Annotated in this window: 10 protein-coding genes; 7 read left to right on the plus strand and 3 right to left on the minus strand. The window is 61.8% G+C overall.

Annotated elements, in window-relative coordinates:
• The 3 genes from H6B51_RS14160 to H6B51_RS14170 all read left to right on the plus strand — a co-directional run.
• Positions 1-427 (plus strand): DUF4358 domain-containing protein (locus H6B51_RS14160; RefSeq protein WP_204884293.1); only part of this gene is annotated, 427 nt, incomplete at its 5' end.
• Between the two features lie 89 nt (positions 428-516).
• Positions 517-1,917 (plus strand): MBOAT family O-acyltransferase, encoded by a 1,401-nt coding sequence (locus H6B51_RS14165; protein ID WP_204884294.1) that lies wholly within the window; start codon positions 517-519, stop codon positions 1,915-1,917.
• A gap of 15 nt (positions 1,918-1,932) precedes the next feature.
• On the plus strand, positions 1,933-3,069 hold the full coding sequence (locus H6B51_RS14170; RefSeq protein WP_204884295.1) for a DHHW family protein: 1,137 nt from the start codon (positions 1,933-1,935) through the stop codon (positions 3,067-3,069).
• Positions 3,070-3,309: 240 nt separating this feature from the next.
• Here the strand turns inward: H6B51_RS14170 and H6B51_RS14175 are convergent, their stop codons facing one another.
• Positions 3,310-4,983 (minus strand): Na+/H+ antiporter NhaC family protein, encoded by a 1,674-nt coding sequence (locus H6B51_RS14175; protein ID WP_204884296.1) that lies wholly within the window; start codon positions 4,981-4,983, stop codon positions 3,310-3,312.
• A 135-nt stretch (positions 4,984-5,118) separates the two neighbouring features.
• Positions 5,119-5,646: a transcription repressor NadR gene (locus H6B51_RS14180; protein WP_204884297.1), complete on the minus strand. Its 528-nt coding sequence runs from the start codon at positions 5,644-5,646 to the stop codon at positions 5,119-5,121.
• A gap of 213 nt (positions 5,647-5,859) precedes the next feature.
• Here H6B51_RS14180 and H6B51_RS14185 point away from each other — a divergent pair, with 213 nt between their 5' ends.
• Together H6B51_RS14185 and galU are read left to right on the plus strand one after the other, a co-directional pair.
• Positions 5,860-6,387: a QueT transporter family protein gene (locus tag H6B51_RS14185; RefSeq protein ID WP_204884298.1), complete on the plus strand. Its 528-nt coding sequence runs from the start codon at positions 5,860-5,862 to the stop codon at positions 6,385-6,387.
• A gap of 42 nt (positions 6,388-6,429) precedes the next feature.
• A complete protein-coding gene (gene galU / locus H6B51_RS14190; protein ID WP_204884299.1) occupies positions 6,430-7,302 on the plus strand; it encodes a UTP--glucose-1-phosphate uridylyltransferase GalU in 873 nt (290 codons plus the stop codon).
• 68 nt (positions 7,303-7,370) lie between these two features.
• On the opposite strand, the gene H6B51_RS14195 is transcribed toward galU, so the two are convergent.
• Positions 7,371-8,807 carry a 4Fe-4S dicluster domain-containing protein gene (locus H6B51_RS14195; protein WP_204884300.1) on the minus strand — a complete coding sequence of 479 codons (1,437 nt, stop codon included), beginning with the start codon at positions 8,805-8,807 and terminating at the stop codon, positions 7,371-7,373.
• Between the two features lie 197 nt (positions 8,808-9,004).
• On the opposite strand from H6B51_RS14195, the gene selA reads away from it, so the two are divergent.
• The gene (gene selA / locus H6B51_RS14200; protein ID WP_204884301.1) at positions 9,005-10,366 is read left to right on the plus strand and encodes an L-seryl-tRNA(Sec) selenium transferase; all 1,362 of its coding nucleotides are present in this window, start codon (positions 9,005-9,007) and stop codon (positions 10,364-10,366) included.
• Positions 10,363-11,510 (plus strand): selenocysteine-specific translation elongation factor (gene selB, locus H6B51_RS14205; RefSeq protein ID WP_204884302.1); only part of this gene is annotated, 1,148 nt, incomplete at its 3' end. The genes selA and selB, both read left to right, overlap by 4 nt.

An 11,510-nucleotide genomic window follows, 5' to 3' on the forward strand; every position in this document is an offset into this window, starting at 1 on the left:
CACCGCTACCCCCACTCCCACGCCCACTCCCACTGCCAAGCCCCAGGTGGATGTGGTGTCCTCCGTGTGGAACGGCATCTCCGCCCTGGATCTGCCCAGCATGATGGCTCTGGACGACGCCCTGCTGGCCAACTTTTACGGTATCAACGCCTCCGACCTGGTGAGCTACAAGTGCATGATGCCCACCATGGGCGTCCACGCCACCGAGTTCTTTGTGGCCGAGGTAAAGAGCGGTAAGATGGATACTGTCAAGGCTGGTATTGCCAAGCGTCAGGCCGACCTGGTGACTCAGTGGTCTCAGTATCTGCCCGAACAGCTGGAGCTGGTGAACAACTACAAGCTGGTCACCAGCGGCAACTACGTCCTCTTCGCCATCAGCGAGCAGGCCGACCAGGCGGTTTCTATCTTTAACAGCTATACAAAGTAAGACTTTCAGGGTATAATATCCTTTACGAGCGCCCGGCAGGGTCTCCTGCCGGGCCTCTTTCCTGAGTACCGATAAGAGAAGGTGAGTCTTTGGTCTTTTCCAGCCTGTATTTTTTGTTTCTTTATTTACCCATTGTATTGCTCGTCTACTATATTACACCCCTGAAATGGCGCAACCTGTGGCTGCTGGTGGTCAACCTGGTCTTTTATGGCTGGGGCGAACCCAAGTACATTGTGCTGATGATCTTTACCATCGTTCTGGACTACTTTGCCGGACTTGTGGTGGCGCGGTGCAAACTCCTGGGGAACGACAAGGGAGCCCGGGCCGCCGTGGCCATTGCCCTGGTGCTCAATCTGGCCATCCTGTTCTTCTTCAAGTACTGGGATCTGGTGGCCCGCACCTTCCAGCACTTCGGCGTGGGGATGCCCAGCCTGAATCTGGCTCTGCCCATCGGTATCTCCTTCTACACCTTCCAGACCATGACCTACCCCGTGGACGTGTACCGCGGGGACGCCGAGGTCCAGAAGAGTATCGTGAATTTCGGTACCTTTGTCACTCTCTTCCCCCAGCTCATCGCCGGCCCCATCATCAAGTATAAGGAGCTGGCCGATCAGATGACCTTCCGCACCCACTCTCCGGAGCAGTTTGCCTCCGGTGTGCAGGTGTTTACAGTGGGTCTGGCCAAAAAGGTGCTGCTGGCCAACAACATCGGCAAGCTGTGGGACGTATATCTGGCCCTGCCTACCGACCAGCTCACCGTGGCCGGGGCCTGGCTGGGGGTGGTGGCCTTTTCCCTTCAGCTATACTTCGACTTCTCCGGCTACTCCGACATGGCCGTGGGCCTGGGCCGGATGCTGGGCTTCGAGTTTTTGCGCAACTTCAACTACCCCTATATCTCCAAGTCGGTTACCGAGTTCTGGCGCCGGTGGCATATCTCCCTGGGCTCCTGGTTCCGGGAATACCTGTATATCCCCATGGGAGGCAACCGGGTGGGTAAAGGCCGGCTGTTCTTTAACCTCTTTGTGGTGTGGGCGGCTACCGGCATCTGGCACGGCGCCAGCTGGAACTTCCTGATCTGGGGCCTGTACTTCGCCGTGCTGGTCATCCTGGAAAAGGCCTTCCTGGGCAGGCTGCTGGACAAGCTGCCCGCCGCGCTCCAGCACATCTACACCCTCTTCCTGGTGCTGGTGAGCTGGGCCATCTTCGCCGTGGAGGACTTCGGCCACCTGGGGATCTACCTGAAGGCCATGTTCGGCTTCGCCCCCGCCGGCCTCACCAGCGCCAGCGTGGGGTACTACTTCTCCTCCTTCCTGCCTATGATCCTCATCTGCTGCGTGGCCTCCACCCCCCTGGCCGCCAGGCTGTGGACCAGGCTGCCCCAAAAGCCCATGAAGGTGGTGCTGCCGGTGGTGCTGATGGCGGGACTTATCTTCTCCACCGCCTACCTGGTGGACGCCACCTATAATCCGTTCCTCTATTTCCGCTTCTGATGGGAGGTAAGCACTATGACGAAAAAATATTGTATCTTTATCACCACCCTGTTCTGCGCCTTCATCGGCCTGTTCCTGGTGGCTAACGCCGTGGCCCCCGACCAGGAGTTCTCCCAGATGGAGAACCGCCAGCTGGAGCAGATGCCAGAGCTCACCGTGGACTCCCTGCTCAGCGGCAAGTTTATGTCCTCCTTTGAGACCTACACCACCGACCAGTTCGTGGCCCGGGATCTGTGGGTGGATCTGAAGGCCCGCACTGAGAAGGCCCTGGGCAAGCACGAGAACAACAGCGTGTACTTCTGCGATCAGGATACCCTGATCACTCGGTTTGACCAGCCCGACGCTCAGAAGCTGTCCACCGATCTGGGCTATGTGAACACCTTTGCTCAGAACGCCGGCATCCCCGTGGCCTTCGGCCTCATCCCCACCCAGGCCTGCATCTGGGCCGACCGGCTCCCCGCCGGGGCCCCCAACGCCAGCCAGTTCGCCATCATCGACCAGGCCAAGAACACCGTCACCTCCGCCACCTGGGCCGACCTGTACACCAATCTGTACGCCCACAAGGACGAGGAGATCTTCTACCGCACCGACCACCACTGGACCAGCCTGGGGGCCTATTACGGCTATGTCAGCCTGGCCAACGCTCTGGGCTATACCCCGGTGCCCCTGGAGACCTACACTGAGACTATCCGCTCCACCGAGTTTTACGGCACCGTGTTCTCCTCCTCCGGCGTGCGCTGGGTGCGCCCCGACACCATTACCACCTATGTGCCCGACACCGGTATCACCGTCACCGAGCACACCTATGACAACCAGGGCAACCCGGTGGAAAAGGCCCGGGCCTTGTACGACACCTCCTTCCTCAGTGTGAAGGATAAGTACTCCATGTTCCTGGGCGGCCAGCAGTCCCTGGGCGTGGTCAAGACTCCCAACACCGACAAGCCCAAGCTGCTCATCATCCGGGACTCTTACACCGACTCCCTGGTGCCCTTCCTCACCGCCCACTTCTCCGAGATCCATCTCATCGACCTGCGGTACTACCGGCTGTCCGTGAAGGACTACATCCAGCAGAACGGCATTGACCAGGCCCTGGTGCTCTACAGCATTCCCAATTTCTCTACCGACACCAACCTGCTGTGGATGATCCGCTGAGCGGAACTATATGAAACAGCCCCTGGGCCCGTCCAAAGAAAGGCGGGCCCAGGGGCTTTCTTGCTGCCGGCCTGGAAGCAGTTTTATAATCTTATATATAGATAATACATTGTGTTTTATATCCTTTCGCGGCGGGATCCGCCCCTACCATATTCCGCTCTTCACGCTACGAAACAGCGCCCCCCGCCGTCGGCGGGGGGCGCTGTTGTTTGGCTTTGCTTATTGCGATGTACCGCTCACTCAGTCACGCTGAGAGTGCATGCTCATGGAATGATTCATCTTGCCGATGACCAGCATCACCACTACAGTAGAGGCCACGGCAATGAGCAGGCAGACGACCTGAGGCACATAATCGATAATCAGGCCGGTGATAATGTAGTTGACGAAGCCGATGGCGGCCACGGTGACCGCGTAAGGCATCTGGGTAGCCACGTGATTCAGGTGGTAGCACTGCGCACCGGTGGATGCCATAATGGTGGTGTCGGAGATGGGAGAGCAGTGGTCGCCCATAACCGCGCCGCCCAGAGTGGCGCCGATGCCCACCATCAGGATGGGCACTTCGTTCAGGGTTTCGGCGGTCAGGTTGTCGAAGCCGCCGGGGGTGAAGATCTCCAGCACGATGGGCAACAGGATGCCGAAGGTACCCCAGGAGGTGCCGGTGGCGAAGCCCAGGAAGCAGGCAATGATGAAGACCACGGCAGGCAGGAAGTTATGCAGGCCGGGGCCGAGCTGCTCCACAAACGCGGCCACGAACTCAGGGGCGCCCAGGCCATCCCGGGTGACGCCGCTGATGGTCCAGGCCATGCAGAGGATCAGGATGGCAGGCACCATCTGCTTGAAACCTTCAGGCAGGCAGTCCATCAACTCGGTAAACTTCATGGAGCGGCGGACAGCAAAGTAGATCATATTGATGACCAGAGCGATGGTGGCGCCGAAGGGCAGGCCGAAGAAGGCATCGGTGTTGGCGAACATATCCAAGATACCCTCGCCGCCGCCCAGCCAGCCGGCATAAAGCAAGCCGCCCACGCAGCAGGCCACCAGCACGATCACGGGGATCACCAGATCAATCACCTTGCCGTTGGGGTTGAACTTCATTTCGGTGGCATCGGCATAGGGCCGCTCGGGGGTGGTATACAGGTCGCCCTTGGCGGCGTTGTCCTCATGCTTCTTCATGGGACCGTAGTCGATATTCAGGGCGGTCATCATGATGATAAACACCATGGTAAGGATGGCATAGTAGTTGTAGGGGATGGCCCGCAGGAAGATCTGGAAGCCCAGCTCCTCGTTGTTGATAACGCCGGTGACAGCCGCGGCCCAGGAGGAGACGGGCATCATGATACACACGGGGGCGGCGGTGGCGTCGCACATATAGGACAGCTTGGCCCGGGAGATGTGGTGGCCATCGGTGACGGGACGCATCACGTTACCGGTGGTCAGGTTGTTGAAGTAGTCGTCCACGCCCAGCACGATGGCCAGGATGAAGGTGGACCACAGAGCGCCGGATTTGGTCTTGATGTGGGCCACGGCCCAGTCGCCGTAGGCCTTGGAGCCGCCGGCCCGGATCATCAGGGCCACCATGGTACCCAGAATGACCAGGAAGATGAGGATACCTGCGTTACCGCCGATGTTGCCAATAAATCCGTTGACCAGATGGTCAATGGTAAGCACCACATCGAAGTCGGCCTGCAGCAGGAAACCTACCACGATGCCGATGAACAGGGATGAATACACTTCCTTGGTGATCAGCGCCAGAATGATGGCCACCACAGGGGGCAGCAGGGACCAGATCGTGCCGTAGAACTGGCTGACAGCCTCGCCGTCGCCTTCCGCGAAGGCCACGGTGGTAAGGACACATGCCAGCGCGAAGAGGACCAGAAGAATGCGTCCAAATCGCTTGGTGCGCGGTTCGTTCATAATAACCCTCCCTTTCTGAGTGTGAATCCTAAAAGCCTCCCCAACCCAAGGATTCGTACTTAATCATACACTATTATTCACAATTTGGCAATACTTTTTCGTCAAATTTAACATCAAATTCCTGGCAGCTACATTTTAAATTGTTGTATCCAGCAAAAACCCTGCCTTTTGCAGGCTTTCCCTCACTCTATACAAAATTTCTTTATCAAGGCAGCGTATTGTGTGCAGGTGGATCCCTCCCGTCAGATCCGACAAGGGCCGCGCCTCCTCCCGGCGCACTCTTTGGATAAATTCCTGTACATCATATCGGGAGCGCAGGCCCAATATGCCGGTGAGCTGGCCATAGACCGGGTGCTCCACCACCACGTCCACCACCTGGGCCCCGGCGTCCACCATGGCGTTGAGCTCGGCCTCCATCTCCTCCGGCCGGTGGACACAGGCCACGGTGTAGGTGGTCCCCTCCTCCCGCCGGTCCAGCACATAGCCTCGGGGGGTGGCCAGAATCTCCGCCCCGGCTGCCCGGAGTAGGGCAATGTCCCCCACGATGATCTGGCGGCTCACAGAAAAGCGTTCGGCCAGAGCGGTGGCGCTCACCGGCCCGCCGGCATCCTCCAGGACCCGTGCTATCGCCTCTCGTCGAGTCTGCGCCCCGGACATTGTCATATCCATCCCGCCTTTCGCTTTTTTCACAGTATAGCAGGTTCTGCCTCACCTGTAAATCAACAGAAGGATGCGCCCCGGCTTGCCATCCCATACGACATATGATAAAATGACGGTGACTGGTTTCCACACCCGGTCCAAGCGCGGCGCTGCCGCGTTCGTTCGGTGGGACTCACCGCCGTTCTCTAAATACCAAAATGGAGGTTCAACACTGTCATGCGTAATCACTCTACCCGAAACCTGACCCTGGCCGCCATGGTGGCCGCCATCTACTTCGTGCTGTGCTACTTTGGCAACATCTTTCAGCTCACCTTCGGGCCGGTACAGGTCCGGCTGGGGGAGGCCCTCACCGTCCTGCCCTTTCTGTTCCCCGCCACAGCCCCCGGCCTGGCCCTGGGCTGTCTGCTGACCAATGTGCTCTCCCCCTACGGGCCCATCGACATGGTGGTGGGCACCCTGGCCACAGCCATCGCCGCCTTTCTGACCATGAAGACGCCCCGTTGGTACCTGGCCGCCTTGCCCCCCATCGTGATGAACGCCCTGTTGCTGCCCCCCATGTGGGCCTGGGCGGAGGCTGGCGCCCTGAACGGCGCTTTCTGGGCAGCTTACGGCTTGAATCTGTGGACCTTTGTGGTAGGGGAGGCCCTGGCCTGCTATATGCTGGGCACCGTGCTGCTGATGGCTCTGCCCAAGATCCGCTACTTCCGTTCCATGATCCCGGAGCGCCATCTGGCCGCCAGGTAAGACGCTCCGGCCTGTACCACAACAGACAAGGAGGTTTCCGTCATGAAGGTCCGCAAGGCCGTCATCCCCGCCGCCGGGCTGGGGACCCGTATGCTCCCCGCCACCAAAACCGTCCCCAAGGAAATGCTGCCCATGGTGGACAAGCCGGTGATCCAGTATATCATTGAGGAGGCGGTGGCCTCCGGCATCGAGGACATTCTGATCGTCACCAACCGGGCCAAGTCGGCCATGGACGACTACTTTGACTACTACCCCGAGCTGGAAACCCGCCTGCTCCAGGCCGGCAAGGAGCGCGAACTGGTGGAGGTTCGCCGGGCCGCCGACCTGGCCAACATTTTCTATGTCCGCCAGAAGGAGACCCGGGGCCTGGGCCACGCCATCTACCGGGCCAAGCGGTTTGTAGGGGACGAGCCCTTCGCCGTGCTGCTGGGCGACGATATTATGCGCGCGGAAAAACCGGTGACCCTTCAGCTGATCGAGGGAGCCGAGAAGTACGGTGCCTCCTGTGTCGGTGTGCAGAAGGTGACCACCGAGGCCATCTCCCGCTATTCCTCGGTAAAGATCGCACCTTTGGAGAACCGGATCTACGAGGTCTCCGACATGAACGAGAAGCCTACCCCTCAGCAGATGTTTTCCAACTACGCCATCCTGGGCCGGTATGTCCTTACCCCTCAGATTTTTGACATTCTGGAAAACCTAAAGCCGGGCTATGGCGGAGAGATCCAGCTCACCGACGGCCTGCGGGAGCTGTGCCGTAAGAGCCGAATGGTGGCGGTGGACTTTGAGGGCCACCGGTACGACACCGGTAACCTGTGCGGCTTCCTGGAGGCCACCATCGACTTTGCCCTGGAGAACAAGGCCACCTCCAAGTGGCTCAGGAAGTTCATCCGGGAAAAGGCGGACTCCTTCCGCTGAACCCCCAACGCTGCAAAAAGCACCACCGCCGGTTGGCGGTGGTGCTTTTTTGCGAATATACGTCAGGCTCAGTCCTCGTGGATGGGGGCCTTCTGGGCTTCGGCGATGGCGCTCTCGATGGTGCGGCCTTCCGCCTGCTTGGCGTGGCGCTCCACGTCGCCCTGGTTCTTGTTGGAGCGGATGAGCTGGGCGGGGCCCTGGACGCAGCCGCCCTCACAGGCCATGCCCTCAATAAAGTTGAAATCACCCACACCCTTGGCCGCCTTCAGGAAGGCCAGCTTGCAGGCCTCAAACCCGCTGCAGGGCATGGGCTTGGCCTGGAACTCGCTGCCCCGCTCCTTCAGGGCCTCCACCACGGCGGCGGCCACGCCGCCGCTGCGGGCAAAGGACCGGCCGAAGCCGCTGGCGTGGTCCAGATCGGTGAACTCCAGCTTGGCCACGTCGATGTCCCGGGAGTCAAACAGGGCGTACAGCTCCTCGAAGGTGAGGGCGGAGTCCACCGCCCGCATGGTCTTGCCCAGCTTGACCTCCATCTTCTTGGCCACGCAGGGCCCGATGAAGACGACCTTGGCAGAGGGATCCCGCTGCTTGATGTGGCGGGCGATCATGATCATGGGGGAGGGGGTGTCGGAGATCAGGTGGGCCTGATCGGGGAAATTCTTCTGTACGTAATCCACGAAGGCGGGGCAGCAGGAGGAGGCCAGCATGCCCTTTTCCTCCAGCTCCACGGCCTCGGTCTTGGCGGTCATATCGGCGCCCAGGGCAACCTCCATCACGTCGTAAAAGCCCAGCATCTTCAGGCCGGTGACCACCTGGCCCAGCTCGGCGGGGGCAAACTGACCGGCCACGGAGGGCGCCACGATGGCGTACACATGGAAGCCCCACTTGTCGGCGCCCTGGAGCATCTGGATGGCGTCCACGATAAAGGACTTGTCCATAATGGCGCCGAAGGGGCACTGGTAGATACAGGCGCCGCAGGAGGTACACTTGGCAGGGTCGATGAAGGCCTTCTTGTTCTCCCCCATGGAGATGGCGCCCGCCTTGCAGCCCCGCTCGCAGGGCCGGGTCTTCTTTTCGATGGCGCCATAGGGACAGGCGGCGATACACTTGCCGCAGGTGATGCACTTCTTGTGGTCGATCTGAGCCTTATGGTTCACCACGGTGATGGCGTCCTTGGGGCAGGCATGGACGCAGCGGGTGGCGATGCAGCCCCGGCAGGAGGGGCCCACGGTGATCTCGGTGACGGGGCACTCGTCGCAGGCGATGTCCAGCACCTCCACCAGGTTGGGGTTGGTGCGGTCGCCGCCCATGGCCACCTTCACCCGCTGGGAGATGATGGCTCGCTCTTTATAAATACAGCAGCGCATCCGGGCCTCGGGGCCGGGGATCAGCTTTTCGGGGATGTCCAGAATCCCGGACTGGAGGTCGTCGCTCCAGGCCAGCTGGGCCACAGATTTGAGCACATCGTGCTTCAGCTCCTGTACGCTGGTCTCAAATACACGCATGGTATTCGCTCCTTCCGTAACGCGTTTCATTTCTTTGCACAACAGCATCATAACCGCAAGGTAAGCGGTATGTCAATGATGAATTTCTCCCCGAAATGACTATATTTCAGGTCGTTTTCTGAAAACCGGAAAGTTTATGTGCGTTTACTCCAAAACTATGGTATACTTCAGAAGAATGGTCCCCCGGAGGTGCGGATATGGAAGAAAATACGTTTGCCAGGCTGCCCAGGATGGACCGCCTGCTGGCCTGCCCTCCCCTGGGAGACAGCCCGCTGCCCTACGCTTCCCGGAAGGAGGGGGCCCGCATGGCTCTAGAGGAGCTGCGGGATGTTCTGCGCCGGGAACCGGGGGCTTCTATCCCGCCCCTGGAGGCGGTGGCCCGCCGGGGACTGGTCCTGGCGGAGGTCCTCTGCCGGCCCCGGCTGGGCAAGGTGGTCAACGCCACCGGAGTAGTCCTCCACACCAACCTGGGCCGGGCGCCGCTCAGCCCCCGGGCGGCGGAGGCGGCGGCCCGGGTGGCGGCAGGCTACTCCAATTTGGAATATGATCTGGACACCGGCCGACGGGGGAGCCGCACCGCCGCCGTGGAGGAACAGCTCTGCGCTCTCACCGGGGCGGAGGGGGCCTATGTGGTGAACAACAATGCAGCTGCCGTGCTGCTCATGCTGGCGGCCCTGGCCCCCGGGCTGGGGGTGGCCATTTCCCGGGGCGAGCTGGTGGAGATCGGGGGCTCCTTCCGGGTGCCCGACGTCATGGTCCAGAGCGGAGCCCGGCTGGTAGAGGTAGGCACCACCAACAAGACCCGGCCGGAGGATTACGCCCAGGCCCTGGCCTACGGCAGGGCCCAGGCCCTGCTGAAGGTCCACCCCAGCAACTTCCGGCTGGTTGGCTTTACTCAGGGAGTGGAACCGGAGGAGCTGGCTTCCCTGGCCACCCGGTATTCCGTTCCTCTGCTGTGCGATCTGGGCAGCGGGGCCCCAGGCCCAGGCCCCTGGCCCCAGGACTACCCTACCATCGCCAAGTGGCTCCCCCATGCCCAGATACTGTGCTGCTCGGGAGATAAGCTTCTGGGCGGCCCCCAGTGCGGCATTTTGCTGGGCAAGCGGGAGGCCGTCGCCAAATTGAAGGCTCACCCCCTGGCCCGTGCCCTGCGACTGGACAAGCTGTCCCTGGCCGCCCTGGAGGCCACCCTGCTGGACTGGCGGGACGGAGTGCTCTCCCCGGTCCAGACCATGCTGGCGGCCACCCAGGCCGAGCTGGAGCATAAGGCGAAGGCTCTGACCGGAGTCCTTTCTCCCTGCTGCCCCTGCCAGCCCGTCCCCTGTGAGAGTCAGGCGGGAGGAGGGGCCCTGCCCGGGGAGTCCCTGCCCTCCTGGGCGGTGGAGTTGGACCCGCCCGGCGGGCCGGAAGCCCTGGAGGCCTTTTTCCGGCGCCAACGGCCCCCTGTCATCGGGCGAATCCACGGCGGGAAGCTGCTGCTTGACATGCGCACCCTGCTACCGGGGGACGAGGATCTCATACAGGCCGCTCTGGCGGCCTGGGCGGAGGGACAGGTATGATCTTAGGTACTGCCGGCCATGTGGACCACGGCAAAACTGCCCTGGTAAAGGCCCTCACTGGCGTGGATACTGACCGCCTTGAGGAGGAGCGCCGCCGGGGTCTCACCATTGAGCTGGGCTTTGCCCCGCTGACCCTGCCAGACGGCCGGGAAATGGGGGTGGTGGATGTGCCCGGTCACGAAAAATTTGTGCCCACCATGCTGTCGGGGTGCGCCGGAATGGATCTGGTGCTGCTGGCCATTGCCGCCGACCAGGGACCCATGCCACAGACCAGGGAGCACCTGGCCATCCTCTCCCTGCTGGGCTTGCAGGGAGGCGTCATCGTCCTCACCCGGGCAGACCTGGAATGGAAGCCCGGTGTGAAGGACCAGGTGGAGGCCTTGGTGAAGGACACCTTTTTGGAGGGAGCCCCCGTGATCCCCACCTCAGCGGTGACGGGAAAGGGGCTGCCGGAGCTGAAGCGGGCTCTTGCGAATCTGGCGGCGGCCCACACCGCCCCGCCTTCTGAAGGGCCCTTCCGCCTCCACGTGGACCGGGTCTTTTCAGTGGCGGGCAGCGGCACGGTGGTCACCGGGACCCTTACCAGCGGACCGCTTCGCCGGGGAGATCTGGTTCGGGTGTGGCCCTCCGGTCCCACCGCCCGGGTGCGGGCGCTCCAGTGCCACGGCAGGCAGTCGGAGGCATTGTTCCCCGGCTGCCGGGCGGCAGTGAATCTGGCGGGGGTGAAACGGGCCCAGGTGAGCCGGGGGGATACCCTGGCTCCGCCGGACAGCCTCACCCTGACCCAGCGGCTGGACCTCTCTCTCACTCTGCTGCCCCAGGCCCCCTATTCCGTGAAAAACAACGCCCTCCTCCACCTCCACCACGGGGGACGGGCCCTCACCTGCCGGTGTATCCTCCTGGGCCGGGACAGGCTGGAGCCGGGTGAGACCTGCTTTGCCCAGCTGCGGTTGGATACCCCTCTGGCCGCCCTGCCGGGAGACCGGGTGGTGGTACGATTCTTTTCCCCGGTGGTCACCGTAGGCGGCGGAGTGATCCTGGACCTGGATCCGCCCCTCCGGGGTCGGATGGATCCGGCCCGCACCGCCCGGCTGGCCGATCTGCTGGCAGGCAGGATACCGCCGGTGGAACCCACCCCCGCCCC

Origin of the sequence: Pseudoflavonifractor phocaeensis (assembly GCF_016901955.1) — a bacterium.
GTDB classification, from domain to species: Bacteria; Bacillota; Clostridia; order Oscillospirales; family Oscillospiraceae; genus Flavonifractor; species Flavonifractor phocaeensis_A.

Coding starts and splice junctions, on each gene's coding strand:
- galU (WP_204884299.1), top strand. CDS start 6,430: ATGAAGGTCCGCAAGGCCGTCATCCCCGCCGCCGGGCTGGGGACCCGT.
- H6B51_RS14170 (WP_204884295.1), top strand. CDS start 1,933: ATGACGAAAAAATATTGTATCTTTATCACCACCCTGTTCTGCGCCTTC.
- H6B51_RS14175 (WP_204884296.1), bottom strand. CDS start 4,983: ATGAACGAACCGCGCACCAAGCGATTTGGACGCATTCTTCTGGTCCTC.
- selA (WP_204884301.1), top strand. CDS start 9,005: ATGGAAGAAAATACGTTTGCCAGGCTGCCCAGGATGGACCGCCTGCTG.
- H6B51_RS14185 (WP_204884298.1), top strand. CDS start 5,860: ATGCGTAATCACTCTACCCGAAACCTGACCCTGGCCGCCATGGTGGCC.
- H6B51_RS14195 (WP_204884300.1), bottom strand. CDS start 8,807: ATGCGTGTATTTGAGACCAGCGTACAGGAGCTGAAGCACGATGTGCTC.
- H6B51_RS14180 (WP_204884297.1), bottom strand. CDS start 5,646: ATGACAATGTCCGGGGCGCAGACTCGACGAGAGGCGATAGCACGGGTC.